General features: G+C 69.1%; 21 protein-coding genes. 10 read left to right on the top strand and 11 right to left on the bottom strand.

The features are described from left to right. Nucleotides 1-211 precede the first annotated feature (211 nt). A complete protein-coding gene (locus tag OWC43_RS09100; RefSeq protein WP_393956427.1) occupies nt 212-1384 on the top strand; it encodes a M20 aminoacylase family protein in 1173 nt (390 codons plus the stop codon). Nucleotides 1385-1540: 156 nt separating this feature from the next. On the opposite strand, the gene OWC43_RS09105 is transcribed toward OWC43_RS09100, so the two are convergent. Further along, nucleotides 1541-1957, bottom strand: coding sequence for a hypothetical protein (locus tag OWC43_RS09105; RefSeq protein ID WP_137829437.1), 417 nt, complete (start codon nt 1955-1957; stop codon nt 1541-1543). Nucleotides 1958-2073: 116 nt separating this feature from the next. Continuing rightward, on the bottom strand, nt 2074-3027 hold the full coding sequence (locus tag OWC43_RS09110; protein ID WP_393956428.1) for a hypothetical protein: 954 nt from the start codon (nt 3025-3027) through the stop codon (nt 2074-2076). A 361-nt stretch (nt 3028-3388) separates the two neighbouring features. Between OWC43_RS09110 and OWC43_RS09115 the strand changes: the two genes are divergently transcribed. The 3 genes from OWC43_RS09115 (at nt 3389) to OWC43_RS09125 (ending at nt 6296) form a co-directional block, all read left to right on the top strand. Beyond that, nucleotides 3389-4423 carry an aspartate-semialdehyde dehydrogenase gene (locus OWC43_RS09115; RefSeq protein WP_393956429.1) on the top strand — a complete coding sequence of 345 codons (1035 nt, stop codon included), beginning with the start codon at nt 3389-3391 and terminating at the stop codon, nt 4421-4423. A 128-nt stretch (nt 4424-4551) separates the two neighbouring features. After that, nucleotides 4552-5637, top strand: coding sequence for a hypothetical protein (locus OWC43_RS09120; RefSeq protein ID WP_393956430.1), 1086 nt, complete (start codon nt 4552-4554; stop codon nt 5635-5637). Next, nucleotides 5634-6296 carry a hypothetical protein gene (locus OWC43_RS09125; RefSeq protein ID WP_393956431.1) on the top strand — a complete coding sequence of 221 codons (663 nt, stop codon included), beginning with the start codon at nt 5634-5636 and terminating at the stop codon, nt 6294-6296. The genes OWC43_RS09120 and OWC43_RS09125 overlap by 4 nt, the downstream gene beginning before the upstream one ends. Nucleotides 6297-6321: 25 nt before the next feature. Here the strand turns inward: OWC43_RS09125 and OWC43_RS09130 are convergent, their stop codons facing one another. Beyond that, a complete protein-coding gene (locus OWC43_RS09130) occupies nt 6322-6969 on the bottom strand; it encodes a CatB-related O-acetyltransferase (RefSeq protein WP_137829433.1) in 648 nt (215 codons plus the stop codon). Nucleotides 6970-7211: 242 nt separating this feature from the next. Here OWC43_RS09130 and rimP point away from each other — a divergent pair, with 242 nt between their 5' ends. The 6 genes from rimP to truB all read left to right on the top strand — a co-directional run bounded on the left by rimP (nt 7212) and on the right by truB (nt 15229). Further along, complete coding sequence (rimP, locus tag OWC43_RS09135) at nt 7212-7994, top strand: ribosome maturation factor RimP (protein WP_137829432.1); 783 nt, start codon at nt 7212-7214, stop codon at nt 7992-7994. A gap of 66 nt (nt 7995-8060) precedes the next feature. Further along, nucleotides 8061-9737, top strand: a complete 1677-nt coding sequence (nusA, locus tag OWC43_RS09140; protein ID WP_393956432.1) for a transcription termination factor NusA — start codon at nt 8061-8063, stop codon at nt 9735-9737. 29 nt (nt 9738-9766) lie between these two features. Next, entirely contained in the window at nt 9767-10552 is a 786-nt protein-coding gene (locus OWC43_RS09145; protein WP_393958526.1) for an RNA-binding protein, read from the top strand. After that, nucleotides 10553-13555, top strand: a complete 3003-nt coding sequence (gene infB, locus OWC43_RS09150) for a translation initiation factor IF-2 (RefSeq protein ID WP_393956433.1) — start codon at nt 10553-10555, stop codon at nt 13553-13555. 98 nt (nt 13556-13653) lie between these two features. Then, complete coding sequence (gene rbfA, locus OWC43_RS09155; protein WP_393956434.1) at nt 13654-14085, top strand: 30S ribosome-binding factor RbfA; 432 nt, start codon at nt 13654-13656, stop codon at nt 14083-14085. A gap of 112 nt (nt 14086-14197) precedes the next feature. Next, nucleotides 14198-15229 carry a tRNA pseudouridine(55) synthase TruB gene (truB, locus tag OWC43_RS09160; protein WP_137830805.1) on the top strand — a complete coding sequence of 344 codons (1032 nt, stop codon included), beginning with the start codon at nt 14198-14200 and terminating at the stop codon, nt 15227-15229. A 165-nt stretch (nt 15230-15394) separates the two neighbouring features. Here truB and leuB read toward each other — a convergent pair whose 3' ends face one another. The 8 genes from leuB to OWC43_RS09200 all read right to left on the bottom strand — a co-directional run bounded on the left by leuB (nt 15395) and on the right by OWC43_RS09200 (nt 22475). Continuing rightward, nucleotides 15395-16507, bottom strand: a complete 1113-nt coding sequence (gene leuB / locus OWC43_RS09165) for a 3-isopropylmalate dehydrogenase (RefSeq protein ID WP_393956435.1) — start codon at nt 16505-16507, stop codon at nt 15395-15397. A 155-nt stretch (nt 16508-16662) separates the two neighbouring features. Beyond that, complete coding sequence (locus OWC43_RS09170; RefSeq protein WP_137830803.1) at nt 16663-17391, bottom strand: pseudouridine synthase; 729 nt, start codon at nt 17389-17391, stop codon at nt 16663-16665. Between the two features lie 10 nt (nt 17392-17401). Further along, complete coding sequence (locus OWC43_RS09175; RefSeq protein WP_393956436.1) at nt 17402-18319, bottom strand: class I SAM-dependent methyltransferase; 918 nt, start codon at nt 18317-18319, stop codon at nt 17402-17404. Nucleotides 18320-18525: 206 nt separating this feature from the next. After that, entirely contained in the window at nt 18526-19443 is a 918-nt protein-coding gene (gene era, locus OWC43_RS09180; protein ID WP_393958527.1) for a GTPase Era, read from the bottom strand. Between the two features lie 37 nt (nt 19444-19480). Further along, nucleotides 19481-20251 carry a ribonuclease III gene (rnc, locus tag OWC43_RS09185; RefSeq protein WP_137830801.1) on the bottom strand — a complete coding sequence of 257 codons (771 nt, stop codon included), beginning with the start codon at nt 20249-20251 and terminating at the stop codon, nt 19481-19483. 64 nt (nt 20252-20315) lie between these two features. Then, on the bottom strand, nt 20316-21116 hold the full coding sequence (lepB, locus tag OWC43_RS09190; protein WP_137830800.1) for a signal peptidase I: 801 nt from the start codon (nt 21114-21116) through the stop codon (nt 20316-20318). 140 nt (nt 21117-21256) lie between these two features. Beyond that, nucleotides 21257-21664, bottom strand: a complete 408-nt coding sequence (gene acpS / locus OWC43_RS09195; protein ID WP_137830799.1) for a holo-ACP synthase — start codon at nt 21662-21664, stop codon at nt 21257-21259. Nucleotides 21665-21737: 73 nt separating this feature from the next. Then, nucleotides 21738-22475, bottom strand: coding sequence for a pyridoxine 5'-phosphate synthase (locus OWC43_RS09200; protein ID WP_137830798.1), 738 nt, complete (start codon nt 22473-22475; stop codon nt 21738-21740). Nucleotides 22476-22565 lie beyond the last annotated feature (90 nt).

The following is a 22565-nucleotide window of genomic DNA, read 5'->3' on the forward strand; positions in this document are numbered from 1 at the left end:
GACGGGCGGGCCGCGTTTCCGGCGCGCAGGCCCGCCAAGCCGCATTCCGACGATCACGCTCCGGCCTCGCGCGGCCGGGCGGCGAAGCCGGCCCGTCGCCCCACCCGCGGTCGGTCCGCTCAACAAGCTTCGCCGTTGACCCGGCCTTGGCCTTCTGCTTGCTGGGGACGATCCGGGACGTTCGGACGTTGCTCCGCAAGGATTGGGATCCATGCCCGTCATCGACCGCATCGCCGGCCTTGCCGATGAGATCGCCGCCTGGCGGCGCGATCTCCACGCGCATCCGGAGCTGCAATACGACGTGCACCGCACCGCCGGGTTCGTCGCGGACCAGTTGCGGGCCTTCGGCTGCGACGAGGTCGCCACCGGCATCGGTCGCACCGGCGTCGTCGGGGTAATCCGCGGCCGGGGTCACGGCTCCAACCGCGCCATCGGCCTGCGCGCGGACATGGACGCGCTGCCCATCCAGGAGGCCCGCGATCTGCCCTATCGGTCGACCGTGCCGGGGAAAATGCATGCCTGCGGCCATGACGGGCACACCGCCATGCTGCTCGGCGCCGCCAAGTATCTCGCCGAGACCCGCGACTTCGATGGGCGCGCCGTGCTGATCTTCCAGCCCGCCGAGGAAGGGGGAGGGGGCGGCGAGGCGATGGTGAAGGACGGCATGATGGAGCGCTTCGGCGTCGAGTCCGTCTACGGCCTCCACAACATCCCCGATCAGCCGCTCGGCACCTTTGCGATCCGCCCCGGCCCGATCATGGCCTCGACCGACCGCTTCACGATCCATATCGAGGGGCGGGGCGGACACGCGGCCCTGCCGCACGCGGCGGTGGACACGGTGCTGGTGGGAAGCCACGTCGTCGTCGCCCTGCAATCGATCGTCGCTCGCAACGTCAAGGCGATCGACGCGGCGGTGGTCTCCGTCTGCGCCGTGGAGGCGGGGCACGCCTTCAACGTGCTGCCGCAGCGGGCCGAGCTGCGCGGCACCATGCGGGCGCTGACGCCCAAGGTGCGCGACCTCGTGCTCCGCCGCATCCAGGAGATCGTGGTCGGGGTCGCCGCCGCCTTCGGCGCGCGCGCGACCGTCGATTTCGCCAGCGGCTACCCGGCCACCGAGAACCACCCGGCCGAGACCGAGTTCATGGCGGACGTGGCCGCGCAGGTGGTGGGCTCGGACAATGTCGAGCGGGACGTGGCGCCGATGATGGCGGCGGAGGATTTCTCCTACATGCTGGCCCACCGGCCCGGCGCCTACATCTTCATGGGCAACGGCCCCTCGGCCGGCCTCCACCACCCGGATTACGACTTCAACGACGCGGCGATCCCCTACGGCGCGTCGCTCTGGGCCCGGATCATCGAGACGGGTTTGCGGAGCGGGGCGTAATCGCTCCGCCGTCATTTCGGGTGCCGCTGCGCGGCCCCGGAACGACGGCGGAGAAGAGAGGACGCTTGCCCGTGGACCGCGTCTCCACGAGTTCATCCCCCGACACGAAAACGGGCCCCGCAGGGCCCGCCATCGTCCGAAATCGAAGAGAAGTTCTTACCGGTAGGGGTTCATGCCGGTGCGCGAGACGTAGGAGGTCGGGTCGATCCCGTCGATGAACGAGAGGTCGACATTGCGGATCGCGGTCGAACGGGCGCCGATGAACGGGCCGTTGGTGATCGGGTCGGGCAGGATGCCGTTGCCGAAGCGATCGTTGCGGCCGTAGACCGGGTTGAGCTGGTTCGAGGCGGCGATGAAGGCCGGGTTGGTGGCCGGGTTCGACACCGAGCCGTTGCCGGGCTCCACCACGTTGCCGGCATCGAGCCAGGAGCGCGGACGGATGCGGATCGGCAGGGGCTGGCTCACGCGCACATAACCGGGGTTGCCGTAGGGGCCCTGGGCCTCGGCGCCGGTGCCGAAGCCGATTGCCGCGAGGGTCATGGCGCCCAGGAGGGCGATCTTGGTCGAGCGCATGGCACACCTTGTTGATTGCGAAGGGACCGTATCGGGGCCTTCGTTAAGAATCCCGTCTTGCTGTGGAGTAGACGTTCAGGCGTGGCCGTTGTTCCCCGATTGTGGCCGCGCTTCGATCATTTCCGCCGTGCTTTCGCCGTAATGTGCCGGGCGGCACCCGTCGCCGCAGCCGCCCCGGCCATGGCCGCCACGGCGATCGATCCGGTCCGGTCGCCCGGAACCGCCTTGGCGACCGTGTCGGGCCCGCAGGCGGTCTCGCCCGTCGATCCGCCCGTCGATCCGCCTTGGCCCGCCGCCTCCCCGGCGCCGAGTGCCGCCGCGACCCGGCCCGACAGGGCGATCCGGTCGATGGCGCAGGCGACCTCCCGCTTCTCTGGGGCCTGACCGAGAATGCCGCAGAGCCAGCCATCGAGATGGACGGTGTTGAGCGCGAGACTGCGGAAGCCGGTGCAGGTCCGGGTCCCGTCGCCGCTCAGGACCGTCTCCAGGGTCTCGAAGGTGCCGTAGCGGGTCGCCACCACGCTGCGTTCGCCGGTGCGGGTCACGGCGAGGCCGCGCCCGTCGGCGGCGCGGCGCACCAGCGTCACGAACAGGCTCGGCGGCGGCTCGGTGCGGGCCCCCGCATCCGTCGCGGTCACGAGAAGCCAGGGCGCCTCGATGGCATCGAAGCCGCCCTGGCTCACGCTGTCCTCGCGCTGGCCGCGTGTGGCATCCCAGCGGCTCGGCTCCGCGCGGGGGGGCGGTGCGGACGGGCTGAAGGCGGCATCGGTCAGGGTCAGGAGGGGTTCCGTCGCGGCGATCTGCCGGGGCGCGATCCGCTCCGCCCGCGGCGGATCGGTCCAGCTCCGGGCCGGCTCCGGGGCGCGCAGGCGATCGCGGGCCGCGAGCGACAATCCGGCGATCAGGGCGGCGCAGACGCTGAGCTGGAGGACGAGGCGGGTCCGCGACAGGCGGCGGGGGCTGGCCAGACTGTCGAGATCGGGCGCGCTCTCGCGGGATCGGTCGAGCCGTCCCTCGGGACCGGCGTCGCGCATGTCCGCGACGAAACCGTCGGCAGGGGAGGGGGGCATGGCGCGGCCTCGGCGTGGTGGATGGGGTTGAGGCCATCCTGCCCCTGGACCTCCCACCGGCGGGTTGCCGCGCCGGGCGGCATCCTCGTGATTCTCGGGCGATGGTGAATCGCCCGTTTCAGCCGTCCCACTCCGTCACGACGCCGTCACGGATCATTGCCGGCCTGCGCTCCGCCCCCTTGACAGTCGGGCCCGGCGGGCATCTTGCTCCGCGCGCCGGATCTCTCGCCCTGTCCGCGTCGGGGCGGGCGCTTCGGCCTATGGATTCCCCTGATGGTCCGCTCGGCGCATCCGCCGACCGGAACGGGGAGCGGGCCGGTCATCGCGCAACAAATCCCGCCCGCGCAGCGGAGTTGGACAGATGGGTTACAAGGTCGCCGTCGTCGGAGCCACGGGCAATGTGGGCCGCGAGATGCTCGACATCCTGGCCGAGCGCGCCTTCCCGGCCGACGAGGTCGTGGCGCTCGCCTCGCGCCGCAGCCAGGGTCAGGAAGTTTCTTTCGGCGACAAGATCCTCAAGGTCAAAGTCCTCGACACCTACGATTTCTCCGACACCGACATCTGCCTGATGTCGGCGGGCGGCGAGGCCTCGAAGGAGTGGAGCCCCCGCATCGGCCAGTCCGGTTGCGTGGTGATCGATAACTCGTCGGCCTTCCGCTACGACGCCGACGTGCCGCTCATCGTGCCCGAGGTGAATGCCGACGCGGTCGAGGGCTTCACCAAGCGCAACATCATCGCCAACCCGAACTGCTCGACGGCGCAGCTCGTCGTGGCGCTCAAGCCGCTGCACGAGGCGGCGACGATCAAGCGCGTCGTGGTCTCGACCTACCAATCCGTCTCCGGCGCCGGCAAGGACGCCATGGACGAGCTGTTCAGCCAGACCCGCGCGGTCTTCACCGCCGGCGAGGTGGTGCAGAAGAAGTTCACCAAGCGGATCGCCTTCAACGTCATCCCGCACATCGATGTGTTCATGGAGGATGGCTACACGAAGGAAGAGTGGAAGATGGTCGCCGAGACCAAGAAGATGCTCGATCCCAAGATCAAGCTCACGGCGACCGCGGTGCGCGTGCCGGTTTTCATCGGCCATGCCGAGTCGGTGAACGTCGAGTTCGAGCGCCCGCTCTCTCCCGAGCAGGCGACCGAGATCCTGCGCTCGGCCCCGGGCGTGCTGGTGATCGATAAGCGCGAGAACGGCGGCTACATGACCCCGCACGAGGCGGCGGGCGAGGACGCCACCTACATCTCCCGCATCCGCGAGGACGCCACGGTCGAGAACGGCCTGAACTTCTGGTGCGTCTCGGACAATCTGCGCAAGGGCGCGGCCCTCAACGCGGTGCAGATCGCCGAGGTGCTGGTGAACCGCAAGCTGCTCAGCAAGGCCAAGCGGGCCGCCTGACGCCTCGCGCGGGATCGATGATCTTGCGAAGCGCCGCCCCTCGGGGCGGCGTTTTCGTTTGGGCAGTACCGATACAACACCCATCCCAGCATAGGACATCATTCTTGTAAACTACCAAAAGTTGTAATATGCATATCTTCCTGTCGCTCGCACAGGAGGGTTGCGGCATGAACCATCGTGAGAGCCTCCGCACCGAGAGCGCGGCCATACGAGGCCTCCTGACAAGGGCATCCCTCGAGATCGAGGCGGTCCGACACGAACGCATCCTGCGGCGCAAGTTCTCCGCCGATCAGCCGCGGGCGCCCGCGGGCCAGCCGGATGGCGGCCAATGGATCCCTGCGGGCGGCGGCCAAGCGATTGGCGTGCGATCCGGTGGATCCGGCGACGATGTCGCCCACCGCGAGCAGACCGTTCTGGAAGATGGGACGCGTGTCCTCTCGCTGCGCATCCGGTCCGGTCGCCGCGACTACGACACGCAGGATATTGTCACGGCGCCGGACGGCCAGAGCCGGATCTTCGAGACCTCGGGGCTGACGCAGACCATCCGCGACGGCGGGACCGGGGCGGTGCTCGGGCGCAGCACCTTCACCGCCGCGGGCGCGGAGCCGGAGGCGTTCGTTCAATCGACGTTTCTTCCGGCGGTCCCTGCCGCGACAGCAGCAACGATCAGGCTCGTGGGGTCGCTCTTCGCGGTCCTGTCGACGCGGAACGATCAATTCGGGAAAGCCGTCCTTGGCCTTACGGCGAACGAGTACGCGGTCGATCTGACCGAAAACACGGTGAGGGCCGCGTTCGCGGGCCGCATCGATCAGCGAACGCTCGACGCAGCCTGTCGGCGGAACGGTGAGGTCGAGGCGTTGGCTGAGCAGGCCGTTCGGAGCGTGCGCGCAAGCGGGCTGTATCGTTCGGCACAGGACTTCGGCGACAAGGTTCACGCTTGGATCGCTGCCGTTGTGAACAAGCAGGGCGATCCAAATTTTGTAGCGGAGATTTCTTTCGACAAAAACTCTGAGAAAACGTCCTATGGGGACAGATACTCAACCAGAATCGATCTTTTCGAGAGAACTGCGCCGGGAACGACCTGCGTCTACGATTTTAAGACTGGGAGCGCCACCATCAGTAGCAATCGCGCGCTCAAGCTTGTTGCCGCCGCGGGCAGGCATTTTCCTGATACGGTTCGGGTTATTGTGATTCAGGTGAAGCCTCGCTCATGACGACCGCTCGGCAGGTCCGGCGGCTTGTCCGCCCGCTCTTGAAGCGCCATCCGGACCTTGCTCTCGTCGCCAGCCATTCGCTGTGGCTGACACCCGTGACGCACGTCGCCAGGGTGATCCATATCGGACGAACTTCGTCGGCCCATTATTGCGATCCGAAGTGGTGGTTGCTCCCTCTCTTTCTTCCTAATACGAACCCTATGAAGCGCATTGGCTTTTGCTGTGTCGATATTTATCCACCGACCGATGATTCGAAATCATTAGACCTTTGGTTCTGGGATAATCCGATCATGTCGAGCGAGCTTCTTGCCCGTATCGAGAAAGCTCTTCGCCTCATGAGAACGCTGGACGACTTGCGATCATGTCGGTCATTTACAGAGGCACATATGAATTATACGTGGGGTAAGACCTTTAATGAGAATTTAGTCTATGACATTGCCATGGGTAATTTGAATCTGGCCCGATGCTGGTGGCAAAAGGTCAAGACGAGTTATCCCCGCCTCTGCGAGCGCATCCACGAGATCGGCCCGCCGCTGATGGATGACGACCGCACCGCGCTCGCCGCAGTTCTGCATCGCTGGGAGCGTGAGAACGTGGCGGGGACGGCGGTCGAGCCGTTCTGGACGCCGACGCCGTTCCCGCTTGAAAAGACCGGTTGAGCCAGCGCGTCGACGCGCTTCGTTATCACCCGTCCCGAACCGCCTCCAGCGCATCGACATCGCCGCCGCCGATCAATCGCAAATGCGCGGTGATCCGCTCCACCGGCCAGTCCCACCACGCGATCCGTTGCATCCGCGCGGCGTCCGCCTCCGACAAGCGGCGGCGCACCATGCGGGCCGGGTTGCCGGCGACGATGGCGTAGGGCGGCACGTCTTGGCTGACCACCGCATGCGCGGCCACCACCGCCCCGTCGCCGATGCGGACACCCGGTAGGATCGTGCTCTGAAAGCCGAGCCACACGTCGTGGCCGATCACCGTATCGCCGCGGTTGGGAAAGTTCAGTTCCCCCTCGAAGCGGCCGGTCCAGTCGCCGCCGAAGATCGGAAAAGGGTAGGTCGAGAGCCCGTCGAGGCGATGGTTGCCGCCGTTCATCAGGAAGCGCGTGCCCGCGGCGAGGGCGCAGAACCTTCCGATGACCAGCCGGTCCCCAATGAAGGGGAAGTGGTAGAGGATCGCGTCGAGGAACGCCTGCGGCCCGGCCGGGTCGTCGTAATAGGTATAGGCGCCGACCTCGACATTCGCCGGCAAGGGAAGGTTGCGGATGAAGGTCACGCGGTTCTGCCCCGGCATCGGGTGCAGGACGTCCGGATCCGGGCCGGGGCGATGGGGCATGGGACTCTCCTCTCGCGTCGGGATTGGGATGGGCGCGGGGGATGGCGGGAGCGCGGCGGGGTCCATCGAACCGCTTGAATTCTGCGAGCGTCGGAGCTAAGTCACGTTCCATCATTTCTGGTGCAGTCGATAGGCTGCTTGCGGGAGTGGGTCCTCCGGGGCCCGCTCTTTTTTATTTCCGCAGGCCCGTCTGCACCCGAGCAGTCACCTTTTCCTCGAGCCGAATGGGCCGGAACGACAGCATGGCGGAGCCCACCGAGAAGCGTCTGGTCGGCGAGACGGGTGTCGCCGCGCGCGTCGCCCAGGTGGTCGAGGGACCGATCGAGGGCCTCGGCTTCCGGCTGGTGCGGGTGAAGGTCTCGAACGCCAATGGCTGCACCGTGCAGATCATGGCGGAGCGGCCCGACGGCACGATGGGCGTGGACGAGTGCGAGACGGTGAGCCGGGCGATCTCGCCCTTGCTCGACCTCGAAGACCCGGTCGGCGGCGCCTACTACCTCGAAGTCTCCTCGCCCGGCATCGACCGGCCTCTGGTGCGCGTCTCGGATTTCGCGCGCTGGGCCGGCTACGAGGCGAAAGTGGAGCTGGCCGTGCCGCTCGACGGGCGCAAGCGGTTTCGCGGCATCATCGACGTCCCGAGTCCCGACGGCACGACCGTGGCGATCGACCTGCCCGACGTGAAGCCCGGCCTGCCGAGCCGGATCGAGCTGCCGCTGCGCGATCTCGCGGAGGCGCATCTCGTCCTCACCGACGACCTGATCCGGGAATCCCTGCGCCGCGGCTCGGCCCCGCCCCAGGACGGCGACGACTTCGACGAGGAGACGGAGGAGGACGAGGCCGAAGGGGCCGAAGAGGCGCCTCAGTTCCGCGTCATTCCGCAGCCGAAGCGACCGAAGCCGAAGGCCGACAAGCCGGTGAAGGCCAAGGGACTCAAGACGGCGCAGAAGCCGGGGGCCAAGGCGAAGCCCGGCGCGGGTGTCGTCACCAAGGCCGCCCGTCTGAAGAACCGCGACACCCTTCACTGACGCCAATCCGGCCGGGAACCCAGCCCCGGACGGACATCCACGAGACCGCATAAGAGGATAGACCCCATGGCCGTCGTCAGCGCCAACCGGCTCGAGCTCCTGCAGATCGCCGACGCGGTGGCCCGCGAGAAGGTGATCGACCGCCAGATCGTCATCGAGGCGATGGAGGAGGCGATCGCCAAGGCCGCCCGCTCCCGCTACGGCGCCGAGACCGACGTGCATGCCGAGATCGATGCGAAGAGCGGCGCGCTGCGCCTGTCGCGCCACCTGCTCGTGGTCGAGCAGGTCGAGAACGACGCCCGCGAGATCACGCTGGCCCAGGCTCAGCGTTACAATCCCGGCGCGCTCGTCGGCGACGTCATCTCCGACACCCTGCCGCCCTTCGATTTCGGGCGCGTCGCCGCGCAATCGGCCAAGCAGGTCATCGTCCAGAAGGTCCGCGACGCCGAGCGCGCCCGCCAGTACGACGAGTACAAGGACCGCATCGGCGAGATCCTCAACGGCGTGGTCAAGCGTGTCGAGTACGGCAACGTCATCGTCGATCTTGGCCGTGGCGAAGGAATCGTGCGCCGCGACGAGATGATCCCGCGCGAGACGTTCCGGCCGGGCGACCGCATCCGCTCCTATCTGTTCGACGTCCGCTCGGAAGTGCGCGGGCCCCAGATCTTCCTGTCGCGCTCGCACCCGCAATTCATGGCGAAGCTGTTCGGCCAGGAAGTGCCGGAAATCTACGACGGCATCGTCGAGGTGAAGGCGGTCGCCCGCGATCCGGGCTCCCGCGCCAAGATCGCCGTGATCTCCCGCGATGGCTCGATCGATCCCGTCGGCGCCTGCGTCGGCATGCGCGGCTCGCGCGTCCAGGCGGTGGTCGGCGAGCTTCAGGGCGAGAAGATCGACATCATTCCGTGGTCGCACGATCAGGCGACCTTCATCGTCAACGCGCTCCAGCCGGCGGAAGTCGTGAAGGTGGTGCTCGACGAGGAGGCCGACCGCATCGAGGTGGTGGTGCCCGACGATCAGCTGTCGCTGGCGATCGGCCGCCGCGGCCAGAACGTGCGCCTCGCCTCGCAGCTCACCGGCTGGGATATCGACATCCTCACCGAGGCCGAGGAGTCGGAGCGTCGTCAGAAGGAATTCGCCGAGCGCACGCAGGTCTTCATGGAAGCGCTCGACGTCGACGAGACCGTCGGTCAGCTCCTCGCGGCGGAAGGCTTCCGGAACGTCGAGGAAATCGCTTTCGTCGACGTGGGCGAACTGTCCGGCATCCAGGGCCTCGACGAGGAGACCGGGGCCGAGATCCAGGCTCGCGCCCAGGATCACCTCGCCCGCATCGAGCAGGAGCAGGACGACCGCCGCCGCGAACTCGGCGTCGAGGACGATCTGCGCGAGATCGACGGCGTCAACACCGCGATGATGGTGGCGCTCGGCGAGAACGACGTGAAGTCGATCGAGGATCTGGCCGGCTGCGCCACCGACGACCTCGTCGGCTACACCGAGGGTCGCGGCCCCGAGGCCGTGCGTCATGCGGGCTTCCTCGACGGTTTCGAGCTGTCGCGAGCCGAGGCGGAGGCCCTCATCATGGCGGCCCGCGTCAAGGCCGGCTGGATCGAGGCGCCCCCGGAGCCCGAGGCTGAGGCCGAAGAGGGCGAAGACGCCGAGGGCACGGAGGGCGAGGAGGTGGCCGAGGACGAGTCGCAGCCCGATTCGACCCCGGCCGCGCAGCCCGAGTCGCACAACGCCTGAGGGATGCACGGGTGAGCGGGCATTCCAGCATGCAGGTGGAGGCCGAAGAGGCACCTCCCCTCGACCGCGGCCCCGGCCGCGGCCGGGAACCTGCGCGCACCTGCATCGTCACCCGCGTCGTCCAATCGCCCGAGGCGATGATCCGCTTCGTGATGGGCCCCGACGGTGCCGTGGTGCCGGATCTCCGCGCCCGCCTGCCGGGCCGGGGCGCCTGGGTGACCGCCACCCGCGACACGGTCGCGGCGGCGGTGAAGCGCCGCGCCTTCAGCCGGGCCTTCCGCGCGAGCGGGGCGCAGGTTGCCCCCGATCTGCCCGACCGGGTCGCCGAGGGGCTGCGCATCGACATGCGACAGGCGCTGGCACTGGCCAACAAGGCCGGCTGCGTCGTTACCGGTTTCGGCAAGGTCGAGTCGGCGATTCTTGGAAGCGAGAGCGTCGCCGCCCTGATTCACGCCTCCGACGCGAGCCCAGATGGCCGTCGCAAGCTCGCCGCCGCCTTGCGACGGCGCCACGGCGACGCCATATCCGCAATTCCCGTGATCGACGACCTGTCCAACCCCGAATTGGACATGGCCTTGGGCCGGGATCATGTGATACACGCTGCCCTCGTCGCGGGAGCCGGCACCACCGGCTATCTCGCGCGTTGGCGTCGGTTCCGGACCTTCGAAGGTATGGCGTCGGCGTCCGAGGCGGGCGCCCCGCTCGGTGCCGGCGCGACCGCCTTCGATTCGCACGACGATGAAATGACGTTGACTCGGCCGGGCGCGCCCGCCGCCGGCCGCAGTGACGATGGAAGCCCTCAGGGTTCAGACTGAATGAGCGATACGAACAATCCGGGTGACAAGACGCAGAACAGGGCCCCCTCGAAGCCGTTGACGCTGAAGCGCCCGGTCGAGCAGGGGACCGTGCGTCAGAGCTTCTCCCACGGGCGGTCGAAGTCCGTCGTGGTCGAGACGGTGAAGCGGCGCACGATCGGCGCCGCCCCCGGAACGGTCACGCCCCGCGAGCCCGTCGCGGCTCCGCCGCCGCGTCCGGCCTCGGTTGCGCCCGCGCCGGCTCCGGCGGCCCGTCCTGCTGGACGCTCCGCCTCAGGGGTCGTCCTGCGCACGCTGAGTGAGCAGGAGCGGGATGCCCGCGCCAGCGCTCTGGCCGATGCCCAGCGCCGCGAGGCCGAGAACCGCGCCCGCGCCGAGGCCGAGATCAAAGCGCGCCAGGAGCGCGAGGACGCCGAGCGCCGCGAGCGCGAAGCTGCCGAGGCTCGCCGCCGCGAGGAGGAGGAGCGTCGCCGCCAGGAGGACGAGCTCCGCCGCAAGGCTGCCGAGGATTCGCGCCGCCGCGCCGAGGAGGAGGCCGCCCGCGCGGCCGCCGCTCCGGCGCCCGAGCCCGAGCCGGGAAGTCAGGCCGCTGCCCCGGCAGCTCCCGCTCCCGCCGCCGCTCAGGCCCCCGCCGCGTCGTCGGCGGCTCCCGCCGCCCGCCCGGCTGCCGCCGCTCCGGCGCGTCCCGCAGCGCCGGCGCGCCCGGCGGCTCCGGCCGCGCCGCGCCCCGCGGCGGGTGCCGCCCCGGCCCGTCCGGGCATGCCTGCCCGTCCTGGTGCCCCTGCGCGTCCCGCCGCTTCCGCGGCGCCGCGTCCGGCAGCACCGCAGGCACCGGCCGAGCCGCGTCGCGTGATCACCGCGGACAACCGCAAGCCGCGCGATCTGAACTTCATGGCCAAGCCGGCCCCGGCACCGGAGCCCGAGAAGGCTCCGACGCCGACCACCGCCGCCCGGCCTGCCGGTGCGGGGGCAGCCCGCCCCGCCGCGCGCCCTGGCGCTCCGGCGATGGAGGACGAGTCGGACACGAAGCGCGTGATCCGTCGTCCGGGCATGCCGCTCAAGATCATCACGCCGCCCAAGACGCCGAAATCGCCGGGCGGCGACCGCAACCGCGGCCGCCTCACCATCGCCAATGCGACCTCCGGCGAGGACGAGCGCACGCGCTCCGTCGCGTCGTTCCGCCGCCGCCAGCAGCGGATGAGCGGGCATCGGCACGAGGAAGCCAAGGAGAAGATCGCCCGCGACGTGACGATCCCCGAGACCATCACCATCCAGGAACTCGCCAACCGCATGTCGGAGCGGGCCGTGGACGTCATCCGTCTGCTGATGAAGCAGGGCCAGATCCACAAGATCACCGACGTGATCGATTCGGACACGGCTCAGCTCATCGCTGAGGAGATGGGCCACACCGTGCGGCGCGTCGCCGAGTCCGACGTCGAGGAGGGGCTCAGCTCCGACGAGCCGGATCTCGAGGAGGATCTGGAGCCGCGTCCGCCGGTCGTCACGATCATGGGTCACGTCGATCACGGCAAGACCTCGCTGCTCGATGCGATCCGCAAGGCGAACGTGGTCGAGGGCGAGGCCGGCGGCATCACCCAGCATATCGGCGCCTATCAGGTGTCGGCGCCGTCGGGTGATCTCGTCACCTTCATCGACACCCCCGGCCACGCGGCCTTCACCTCCATGCGCGCCCGCGGCGCCAAGGTGACGGACATCGTCGTGATCGTGGTGGCGGCCGACGACGGCGTGATGCCCCAGACCGTCGAGGCGATTCAGCACGCCAAGGCGGCGGGCGTGCCGCTCATCATCGCGATCAACAAGATCGACAAGCCGGATGCGAACCCGCAACGGGTCCGTACCGAGCTGCTCCAGCACGACATCCAGGTCGAGTCGATGGGCGGCGAGACCCTGGAATTCGAGGTCTCGGCCAAGACCGGCGACGGTCTGCCCGACCTGCTGGAGGGCCTGCAGCTCCAGGCCGAGATCATGAACCTGCGCGCCAACGAGAAGCGCGACGGCGAAGGCACCGTGATCGAGGCTCAGCTCGACCGCGGCCGCGGCCCCGTGGCCACGGTCCTGGTCCAGCGCGGCACGCTGTTCACCGGCGACATCGTCGTCGCCGGCGCCGAGTGGGGCCGCATCCGCGCCCTCATCGACGACACCGGCAAGCACGTGCCGTATGCGGGGCCGTCGGTCCCGGTCGAGGTGCTCGGCTTCAACGGCACGCCCGATGCCGGCGACCGCGTGATCGTGGTGGCCAACGAGGCCCGGGCCCGCGAGGTCACCGAGTACCGCGCCCGCATCAAGCGCGAGCGTCTGAATGCCCGCACCGGCGGTGCCAACCGCTCGCTCGTCGACATGATGCGCGAGGCCAAGGAAGGCGCCAACCGCAAGGAACTGCCGATCATCATCAAGGGTGACGTGCAGGGTTCGGTCGAGGCCATCAACGGGGCGCTCACGGCGCTCGGCAACGACGAGGTCGGTGTCCGCATCCTCCTGTCGGGGGTCGGCGGCATCACCGAGTCGGACATCACGCTGGCCAACGCCTCCAAGGCGGTGGTGATCGGCTTCAACGTGCGGGCCCATAAGGAAGCCCGCAACGCGGCCGAGCGCGACGGCACCGAGATCCGCTACTACAGCATCATCTACGACCTCGTGGACGACATCAAAGCCACGCTGTCGGGCATGCTGCCGCCGACGCTCCGCGAGGAGAAGCTCGGCGAGGCGCAGATCCTGCAGATCTTCGACGTGTCGAAGGTCGGCAAGATCGCCGGTTGCCGCGTCATGGAGGGTGTGGTCCAGCGCGGCGCCCATGTCCGCCTCCTGCGCAACGACGTGGTGATCCACGAGGGGCGGCTCTCGCAGCTGAAGCGCCTCAAGGACGATGCCAAGGAGGTCACCGCCGGTTACGAGTGCGGCATGTCCTTCCAGAACTACCAGGACATGCGGGTCGGCGATTTCATCGAGTGCTTCAACATCGAGGAAATCAAGCGCACGCTCTGAGCGGTCTCCCCTCCCACCGCCCTTCGGAAAGCGGGGCCGCGGCGAGAGCCGCGGCCCTTTCCCTTTGTATCCGAGCCTCGCGGCTCCGCTCGATCGACATGGCCCAGAAACAGAATCCGGTCGGCCCCTCGCAGCGCCAGCAGCGCGTGGCCGAACTCGTGCGCCACGCGCTCGCCGAGGTACTCCAGCGCGGCGACATCCAGGACCCGGTGCTCGGCTCGCATGTCGTCACCGTGCCGGAGGTGCGCATGTCGCCCGACCTCAAGCTCGCCACCGCCTACGTCATGCCGCTCGGCGGTCAGGACGAGGCGCCGGTGATCGCTGCGCTCGAGCGCAACCGGAAGGTCCTGCGCCAGGAGGTTGCCCGGCGGGTGAACCTCAAATACGCACCGGAGCTGCGCTTCCGCCGCGATGAGACCTTCGACGAGGCGGCCCGGATCGACCGGCTCCTGCGCAGCGACAAGGTCCAGCGCGACCTCGCGAGCGCGCCGCGCGACGACGACGAAACAGATCCGCCCGCGGGCGATTGATCAGGATCGGGGCGGTGTCCGAAGATGCCGCCACCTGACGAATCCGGGCCCCCGGGACGGGCCCGATGACGGGACGATTCTTCCCGAAACACACCCGTCGATTGAGGACAGGATGCAGGACGAAATCTCTTCCGAAGCGTCGGCCGAGGCGCCGCAGGCTCCGCGCGGTGAGGCGCGCCGCCACGACGGTCCGCCGCGTTCCGGCCGCCGGCCGCAGCGCGGGCGCCCGCGTCACGACCGTCCGAAGAAGAACGACGTGAGCGGCTGGGTCGTGCTCGACAAGGGTGTCGGCATCACCTCGACGCAGGCGGTCGCCATCGTGAAGCGCCTCTTCAACGCCAAGAAGGCCGGTCATGCTGGCACGCTCGATCCGCTCGCCTCGGGCATCCTGCCGATCGCGCTCGGCGAGGCGACCAAGACCGTTCCCTTCGTCATGGATGGCCGCAAGGCCTACCGTTTCGAGGTGAGCTGGGGCGTCGAGACCGATACCGACGACGCCGAGGGCAAGCCAGTGGAAACGAGCGATCAGCGCCCGACCCGCGAGGCGGTCGAGGCGGCTCTGCCGACCTTCGTCGGCGAGATTCAGCAGGTGCCGCCGCGCTACTCCGCCATCAAGATCCAGGGCGAGCGCGCCTACGATCTCGCCCGCGACGGCGAGGTGGTGGAACTCGTCGCCCGCACGGTCCAGATCGATCATCTGTCGGTGGTCGAGCATAGCGGCGACCGCACCGTGATCGCCGCCGAGTGCGGCAAGGGCACCTATGTCCGGGCGCTCGCCCGCGATCTCGGCCGGATGCTCGGCTGCTACGGCCACGTCTCCGCCCTGCGGCGCACCCGCGTCGGCCCCTTCGAGGAGGCGACCGCCTGCAGCATCGCAGCGCTGGAGGAGAGCACCGAGGCGCAGCTGCGGCCGGTGGAGACCGCCCTCGACGAGGTGCCGTCGGTGGCCGTGAGCCGCGACATGGGCCTGCGGCTGATGCGCGGCCAGCCGGTGATCCTGCGCGGCCAGGATGCTCCGGTGGAGGGCAAGGCCTACGCGACCTGCGGCGGCGTGCTGGTGGCGGTCGGTGACGTGGAGCGCGGCGAGCTGGTGCCGCACCGCGTGTTCCACCTCGGCGGGACCGCCCCCCAGGCACGGAACTGATCTTTTCGGGATGTGGCTGCCGGCTTCGCTCGGTAGCCGGACGAGGCGGCCTTCTCCCCAGATGGGGAGAAGGCCGGAAGGGTCGAGCAGCGGGCTCCGCGCCCGCCGTCTTGAATCACCCTCACACCTGACCCCTCCCCGGAAGGGGGAGGGGATCGGCTCCACTCAGACGCCGCGCGCCGTCTCCAGCTCGCGCAGGATCGCGTCGCCCATCTGCGCCGTGCTGATCGTCGCCTGGCCCTCGGCGGTGATGTCCCGGGTGCGGGCGCCGGACGCGAGCGCCTTGGTGATCGCCCCCTCGACGAGATCGGCGGCCTCACCCAGGCCGAACGAGTAGCGCAGGCACATGGCAAGCGAGCCGATCATGGCGATCGGGTTGGCGAATCCCTTGCCGGCGATGTCGGGGGCCGAGCCATGCACCGGCTCGTAGAGCGCCTTGCGGGTACCACGGGCATCGACCGCGCCCAGGGAGGCCGAGGGCAGCATCCCAAGAGAGCCGGTCAGCATCGCGGCCACGTCCGAAAGCACGTCGCCGAACAGGTTGTCGGTCACCAGCACGTCGAATTGCTTGGGCCGCCGCACCAGCTGCATGGCGCAATTGTCGGCGAGCACATGCTCCAGCTCGACATCCGCATAATGCTCGGCATGGACCTTGGTGACGACCTCCTTCCACAGGACGCCGGTCTTCATCACGTTGTTCTTCTCGGCGGACGCCACCCGGCCCGAGCGCTTGCGGGCGAGGTCGAAGGCCACGTGGGCGATCCGCTCGATCTCACCCGTGGTGTAGACCTGGGTGTCGACGGCGCGCTTCGAGCCGTCGGGCAGCGCGGTGATCTCCTTGGGCTCGCCGAAATAGACGCCGCCGGTGAGTTCGCGCACGATCATGATGTCGAGGCCCTCGACCAGCTCGCGCTTGAGCGCCGAGGCGTCGGCCAGGGCCGGGTAGCAGATCGCCGGGCGGAGATTGGCGAACAGGCCGAGATCCTTGCGCAGACGCAGGAGACCCGCTTCCGGGCGCAGGTCGTAGGCGATGCCGTTCCATTTCGGGCCGCCGACGGCGCCGAGCAGGATCGCGTCCGCGGCGTCCGCACGGGCCAGCGTCTCGTCGGAGAGGGGCTTGCCGTGGGCATCGATCGCCGAGCCGCCGACATGGCCGTGCTCGGTCTCGAACGAGGCCAGTCCGGTTTTCCCGAGCCAGCCGACGACCTTCTCGACCTCGGCCATCACTTCGGGACCGATGCCATCGCCGGGCAGGAGCAGGAGCTTGTAGGTGGACATGGCGGCCTCGGAACGGTTGGCAGGACGTCCCGCGCCTTATCGGTGCGGCGATGCCGCCGCAAGTCGCGCCGGCACGGGGACGCGTTGCCAGCTCGTCGCCCTTCCTGACACCGTCATTACCGGGTTCGCATGCGGCGACACGGAAGGCCTGTGACTCAGTGGGCGAAGATCGCCGCGATCTCGTCCGGCCCCAAAACCCGATACGCTCCGGCGGCCAAGTCCTCCGGCAGGGTCAGCCCGCCGACACGGTCGCGGTGGAGCGCGTCGACATGGTTGCCCATGGCGGCGAACATGCGCCGGACCTGGTGGTAGCGCCCTTCGTGCAGTGTCACCACGCAATGGGTGGCGTCCTCGGTCTCCATCTCCACCGGCAGCAGCGGCCGATCCTCGCCCTCCAGCATCAGTTCACCGGACGACAGGATCGCCGCCTCGTCGCCCTGGAGCGGGCGCGCGAGCGTCACCCGGTAGCGTTTCGCGACCTTGGCCTTCGGCGCGATGATCCGGTGCAGCAGGGCGCCGTCGTCGGTGAGCAGCAGGAGGCCGGAGGTTTCCTTGTCGAGGCGGCCGACCGTGGACAGGGCCGGGTCGCGGCGACGCCACCGCTCGGGAAGCAGAGAGTAGACGAGCGGCCCCGCCTCCTTGTGCGAGCAGGTCACGCCGAGGGGCTTGTGCAGCATCAGGCACAGGCCCGGCAGCGGATCGAGCGGTTCACCCATCACCGTCATGCGGCCCGGGAGGTCGGGGTCGAGGGGAATGCGCGCCGAGGCATCCCTCAGCGCCGCGCCGTCGCGGACGACGCGACCGGCACGGGCGAGGCCCTCCACCTCGCGGCGCGAGCCGTAGCCGAGATTGGCGAGCAGCCGGTCGAGGCGCAGCGCCTTCATGCCAAACCCCTCACTTGCGGGCCTCGAACAGCTTGTAGCCCCCTTCCGTCGCCATCGGTGTGACGGTCTTGAAGGCCGCCCGCAGGGGCGCTTCGTAGGGCAGGTGGGCGTTGGCCACGAGGTAGAGCGTCCCGCCATTGCGCAGGGCAGCGGCCGCGCGGGCGATGAAGGCCTTGCCCAGGGCCTGATCCTCGGCACCGCCGTCGTGGAAGGGCGGATTGGTCACGACGAAGTCGAGGCCGGACAGGGTGGGGTCGGCCCCCCGCAGATCCGCCCAATGCACGCTGGCGCGGGCTTCGCCGACATTGCGGCGGGCCATGTCGACGGCGCGGCGGTCGATATCGATCATCGCCAGCGACGCGACCTTGTCCGAGCGCAGCACGGCCAGAGACAGGATGCCGAGGCCGCAGCCGAGATCGGCGCCCTTGCCCGACAGCGTCGGCAGGTGGCGCAGCAGCAGGGCCGTGCCGGGATCGAGCCGATCCCAGGAGAAGATGCCGGGCTGGGTGCAGAGGGCGAGATTGTCGACATGGCGCGGGCGCCCCGCCTGGATCGCCTCGTCGAGGCCGACGGGCGCGGCGGGCCGCATGACCGTGCAGATGCGGTGATGGCGCTTGGCGTCCTCGGCGACGGCACAGCCGAAATTGCGCAATTCCTTGCCGAGCCGGGTGCCGCCCTTGTCCTTGGGCGCCAGAGCCGTGAGCTGCCCGCCGGGTTTGAGGCCCCGCAGCGCCAGGGCCAGCGCGTAGCGGCGCTCGACCGTGCCGGCGGGCGCGAGCAGCACCGCGCGATCGAGGCTGTCCGGCGCGATGTCCTCGAGGCGTTCAGACCCGGGGATCAGCGGAGAAACCTGGGCGGCGCCGTCCGGCACGGAGGCGAGCTCCGTCGGCGGCAGGCCGTGAACGATGGCGTCAGGGGCGGGCGGCATGGACTCGCATCATCATGGCTTCGGTTTTCGCGATCCTCATCCTCCCATCCATCTCCCTCATCCTGAGGTGCTGCGAAGCAGCCTCGAAGGAGGGCTCCAGGAATCGCGCGGCGGGCTGGAGCCCTGCTTCGAGGGCGCCGCTTCGCATCGCCACCTCAGGATGAGGGCAGGTGGTGGGATGGGCGTCGATCGACCAAGAGGAAAGATCACCCCGTCGGGAATTCCAGCCCCATCTCGCGGTAGCGGGCAGGATCGTCGGCCCAGTTTTCCCGCACCTTCACGTGCAGGAACAGGTGGACCTTGGCCTCGGCCACCTCGGAAATCTCGATGCGCGCGGCCTGCCCGATCGCCTTGATGGTCTGGCCGTTCTTGCCGAGCACGATGGAGCGCTGGCTCTCGCGCTCGACGAAGATGGTCTGCTCGATGCGCACCGAGCCGTCGGGCCGGGCCTGCCACTGGTCGGTCTCGACGGTGGAGCGGTAGGGCAGCTCCTCGTGCAGGCGGTCGTAGATCTTTTCCCGGGTGATCTCGGCGGCCAGCATGCGCAGGGGCGCGTCCGAAACCTGATCCTCCGGGTAGAGCCAGGGCGAGGGCGGCATCCGCTCGGCCAAGGCTTGCCGCAGGCGCTCGATCCCGTCGCCCTTGAGCGCGGAGATCATGAAGGTGTCCTCGAACGGCACCTGCTGATTGAGCGTAGCGGCGAGTTCGAGCAGGCGCTCGCGCGGGATCAGGTCGATCTTGTTGAGGATCAGAATCTTGGGTCGCTTCACCTCGGGCAGGCGGCGCAGGATCGTCTCGACCTCCTCGTCCACCCCCTTGCGGGCATCGACCAGCAGGCAGACCGCGTCGGCATCCGCCGCGCCGCTCCAGGCCGAATGCACCATTGCCCGGTCCAGCCGGCGCTTGGGCGCGAAGATGCCGGGGGTATCGACGAGGATCACCTGCGCGGCGCCCTCCATGACGATGCCGCGCACGAGCGCACGGGTCGTCTGTACCTTTCGCGAGACGATCGAGACCTTCGTGCCGACCAGCGCATTGAGGAGCGTGGACTTGCCGGCATTCGGCACGCCGATCAGCGCGACGAAGCCGGCCCGCGTGTCCTCCCGCTGGGCCTCTGGCTGCATCTCCTGAGGTTTGCCGTCGTCGGCGTCGTCCCTGTCGTCAACCATGGGTTCCGTCCTGATCCTGGGTGCCGCCGATGCCCTCGCGGGACAGGACGGAGCGGGCGGCCTCCTGCTCGGCCACGCGCTTCGAATTGCCCTCGCCGTAGCCCGGCTCGATTCCATCGACGCGCACCGCGATCCGGAAGACCGGGGCGTGGTCGGGGCCGGAGCGGTCCACCACCTCGTAGACCGGGATCGGGAGGCTGCGCGCCATCGCCCATTCCTGCAACGAGGATTTGGCGTCGCGCCCCCGCGGTGCGCCGGTCACCTCGCCCGGGCGGAAGGCCGCCTGCACGATCGCCTTGGTGGCCTCGTAGCCCGCATCGAGGAAGACCGCGCCGAGGATCGCCTCGCAGACATCGGCCAGGATGGTCTGGTTGCGCCGTCCGCCCGTCTGGACCTCGCCGGGACCGAGATTGAGATGGGGCCCGACCTCCCAGGCCTCGGCCACCGCCGCGCAGGTTTCCCGCCGCACGAGCCCGGCGAGGCGTCGCGACAGCTCGCCCTCCTCGGCTTCGGGGAAGGCCGTGTAGAGGCTCTCGGCGATGGCGAGTCCGAGCACGCGGTCGCCGAGAAATTCGAGGCGCTGATAGCTGCCGACCCGGCCGGTATGACCCGCCTTGCTGACATGGGTCAGGGCCAGCGGCAGGAGCGACGGGTCCGTGAATCGGTGTCCGATGCGGGCTTCGAGCACATCGAGGCCAGGGCGCGGCCGGTGGGCCCGCCGGGCACGGTTGGAGCGCGAGGCGCCCTCATCGGGCGCGCTCAACGCCGACCGCCCGCCGGAGCGGGGCTTCCTGTCGATGCCGCGATCACGGACGTGCAGATAGGAGTCAGTGGATCGTCGTGAAGAGGCGGTTCCAGCGCACGTCGGACGGCCAACGCCAGAGCTTCCAGGCGGGCGTGCGCTCGTCGATCGAGAAGAAGATCATCTCGGCGCGGCCGACGAAGTTCTCGAACGGCACGTAGCCGACGCTGGAGAGATCGCGCGAATCCGTCGAGTTGTCGCGGTTGTCGCCCATCATGAAGTAGTGCCCGTCCGGCACCGTGTAGACCGTGGTGTTGTCCCAGAAACCCCGGTCGCCATCGCGCTCGATCACCCGGTGAGTCACGCCGCCGGGCAGGGTTTCCATGTACTGGACCACCTTCACCGGCTGCTCGAACGCGTCGAAGGTCTCGTAATCGGCGATCCGCTCACGCTTGACCGGCTTGCCGTTGATGTTGAGCACGCCCTCGATCACTTGGATCTTGTCGCCGGGCAGGCCAATCACGCGCTTGATGTAATCGGTGGCGTTGTCCTTGGGCAGCTTGAACACGGCGATGTCGCCGCGCTTCGGTTCCGCCCCCCAGATCCGGCCATGCGCCTCGATCGGAAGATATTCGGACAGCGGAAGAGAGTATTTCGAATATCCGTACGTGTATTTCGACACGAACAGATAGTCGCCGATCAGGAGCGTCGGGATCAGCGAGCCCGAGGGAATGTTGAACGGTTGAAACAGCAGCGTGCGCACCACGAGCGCGATCAGCAGCGCCTGGACGCCGACCTTCACGGTCTCGCGGATGCTCTCCCAGGTGCCGGGTTCCGCCGCCCGGATCTCCGATTTGCTCTCGCGATCCACGCGTGCGTGTTCCATGTCTCTGTTGCCGTCGCAGCCCCTGGCGTCGAGGCCCGGCTCAAGACCGTCCATCGCAACCGCTCTGCTGGGCCGGGGGTCTAGACCATGCGCGGCCCGCCCGCAACGCGAGGATAAGACGGCCGAGCGCTGTATTCAGTTCAGGCGCGGGGCACAGGAACCGCTTCGATGATCACGAAGGCTTGCGCCAGAGGGGGTTCATCAGTCAGCGTGATATGCAGCCGCGCCTCGAAGCCTTCCGGAACCATGCGGGCCAAGTGCTCCCGCGCACCTCCGGTGAGATGCAGCGTCGGTTGGCCGCCAGGCAGGTTCACCACCTCCATATCCCGCCAGAACACCCCCTGGCCGATGCCGGTGCCGAGGGCCTTGGCGCAGGCCTCCTTCGCGGCGAAGCGCCGGGCATAGGAGGGGGCACGGGCGGCTCGCCGGTCGCATTTCGCGCGCTCGCCCTCCGTGAAGACCCGGTGGGTGAAGCGGTCGCCGTACCGTTCGAGGGAGTTCTCGATGCGGCGGATGTCGCACAGGTCGGTGCCGATACCGAGGATCATGCTGTCTTCCTGGCCTGCATCCGGACGAGCCCGGCGGCCCGGCTGCTTCCGTGCCGGGACCTCCGGGGTCCGCTCATCGCCGCGCCCGGTCCATCGCCGCGCGCATGTCGTGCACCGCCTGGCGCAGCCCGACGAAGATCGCCTCGGCGATGAGGGCGTGACCGATGTTCAGTTCGCGGATCTGCGGCACGGCCGCCACGGGACCGACGCTGTCGAGGGTCAGGCCATGACCGGCATGGATCTCGAGGCCGAGCCCGGCGCCGTGGGCGGCGGCGCGGACGATCCGGTCGAGCTCGCGGGCCACGCGCGGGGCGTCGCCCGCCACCGCCGCCTCGCAATAGCTGCCGGTATGCAGCTCGACCACCGGCGCCTTCAGGGCATGGGCCGCCTCCATCACCGCCTCGTCGGGCTCGACGAACAGCGACACGCGGATGCCGGCCTCCGACAGGGTGGCGATGCGCGGCGCGAGATGGGCGCGGCCACCGATGATGTCGAGGCCGCCCTCGGTGGTGCGCTCCTCGCGCTTCTCGGGCACGAGGCAGGCGGCGTGCGGCCGGGTGTGGAGGGCGATGCCGACCATCTCGTCCGTGGCCGCCATCTCCAGGTTCAGCGGCACCGGAAGAGCCTTCAGGGCGGCGATGTCGGCATCGCGGATATGCCGGCGATCCTCCCGAAGGTGGGCGGTGATGCCGTCGGCACCCGCCGCCACGGCCTCCTGGGCGGCGCGCACCGGATCGGGCACATGCCCGCCGCGGGCGTTGCGGACGGTGGCGACGTGATCGATGTTCACGCCCAGGCGCAGGGACGACACGGTTTGGCTTCCCACGTTCGATCGGGATCGGGGCTGCCGGTTTAGCGGCTGCGCCAGGGGCATGGAAGCGGCCCCGGAGCGGGGCTCGCG

This window comes from Methylorubrum sp. POS3 (assembly GCF_043352485.1).
Taxonomy (GTDB): Bacteria; Pseudomonadota; Alphaproteobacteria; order Rhizobiales; family Beijerinckiaceae; genus Methylobacterium; species Methylobacterium suomiense.

What these genes read in the sequence shown, in the direction of transcription:
- OWC43_RS09100 (WP_393956427.1), top strand. Translation starts at nt 212, where the DNA reads ATGCCCGTCATCGACCGCATCGCCGGCCTTGCCGATGAGATCGCCGCC.
- OWC43_RS09105 (WP_137829437.1), bottom strand. Translation starts at nt 1,957, where the DNA reads ATGCGCTCGACCAAGATCGCCCTCCTGGGCGCCATGACCCTCGCGGCA.
- OWC43_RS09110 (WP_393956428.1), bottom strand. Translation starts at nt 3,027, where the DNA reads ATGCCCCCCTCCCCTGCCGACGGTTTCGTCGCGGACATGCGCGACGCC.
- OWC43_RS09115 (WP_393956429.1), top strand. Translation starts at nt 3,389, where the DNA reads ATGGGTTACAAGGTCGCCGTCGTCGGAGCCACGGGCAATGTGGGCCGC.
- OWC43_RS09120 (WP_393956430.1), top strand. Translation starts at nt 4,552, where the DNA reads ATGCATATCTTCCTGTCGCTCGCACAGGAGGGTTGCGGCATGAACCAT.
- OWC43_RS09125 (WP_393956431.1), top strand. Translation starts at nt 5,634, where the DNA reads ATGACGACCGCTCGGCAGGTCCGGCGGCTTGTCCGCCCGCTCTTGAAG.
- OWC43_RS09130 (WP_137829433.1), bottom strand. Translation starts at nt 6,969, where the DNA reads ATGCCCCATCGCCCCGGCCCGGATCCGGACGTCCTGCACCCGATGCCG.
- rimP (WP_137829432.1), top strand. Translation starts at nt 7,212, where the DNA reads ATGGCGGAGCCCACCGAGAAGCGTCTGGTCGGCGAGACGGGTGTCGCC.
- nusA (WP_393956432.1), top strand. Translation starts at nt 8,061, where the DNA reads ATGGCCGTCGTCAGCGCCAACCGGCTCGAGCTCCTGCAGATCGCCGAC.
- OWC43_RS09145 (WP_393958526.1), top strand. Translation starts at nt 9,767, where the DNA reads ATGCAGGTGGAGGCCGAAGAGGCACCTCCCCTCGACCGCGGCCCCGGC.
- infB (WP_393956433.1), top strand. Translation starts at nt 10,553, where the DNA reads ATGAGCGATACGAACAATCCGGGTGACAAGACGCAGAACAGGGCCCCC.
- rbfA (WP_393956434.1), top strand. Translation starts at nt 13,654, where the DNA reads ATGGCCCAGAAACAGAATCCGGTCGGCCCCTCGCAGCGCCAGCAGCGC.
- truB (WP_137830805.1), top strand. Translation starts at nt 14,198, where the DNA reads ATGCAGGACGAAATCTCTTCCGAAGCGTCGGCCGAGGCGCCGCAGGCT.
- leuB (WP_393956435.1), bottom strand. Translation starts at nt 16,507, where the DNA reads ATGTCCACCTACAAGCTCCTGCTCCTGCCCGGCGATGGCATCGGTCCC.
- OWC43_RS09170 (WP_137830803.1), bottom strand. Translation starts at nt 17,391, where the DNA reads ATGAAGGCGCTGCGCCTCGACCGGCTGCTCGCCAATCTCGGCTACGGC.
- OWC43_RS09175 (WP_393956436.1), bottom strand. Translation starts at nt 18,319, where the DNA reads ATGCCGCCCGCCCCTGACGCCATCGTTCACGGCCTGCCGCCGACGGAG.
- era (WP_393958527.1), bottom strand. Translation starts at nt 19,443, where the DNA reads ATGCAGCCAGAGGCCCAGCGGGAGGACACGCGGGCCGGCTTCGTCGCG.
- lepB (WP_137830800.1), bottom strand. Translation starts at nt 21,116, where the DNA reads ATGGAACACGCACGCGTGGATCGCGAGAGCAAATCGGAGATCCGGGCG.
- acpS (WP_137830799.1), bottom strand. Translation starts at nt 21,664, where the DNA reads ATGATCCTCGGTATCGGCACCGACCTGTGCGACATCCGCCGCATCGAG.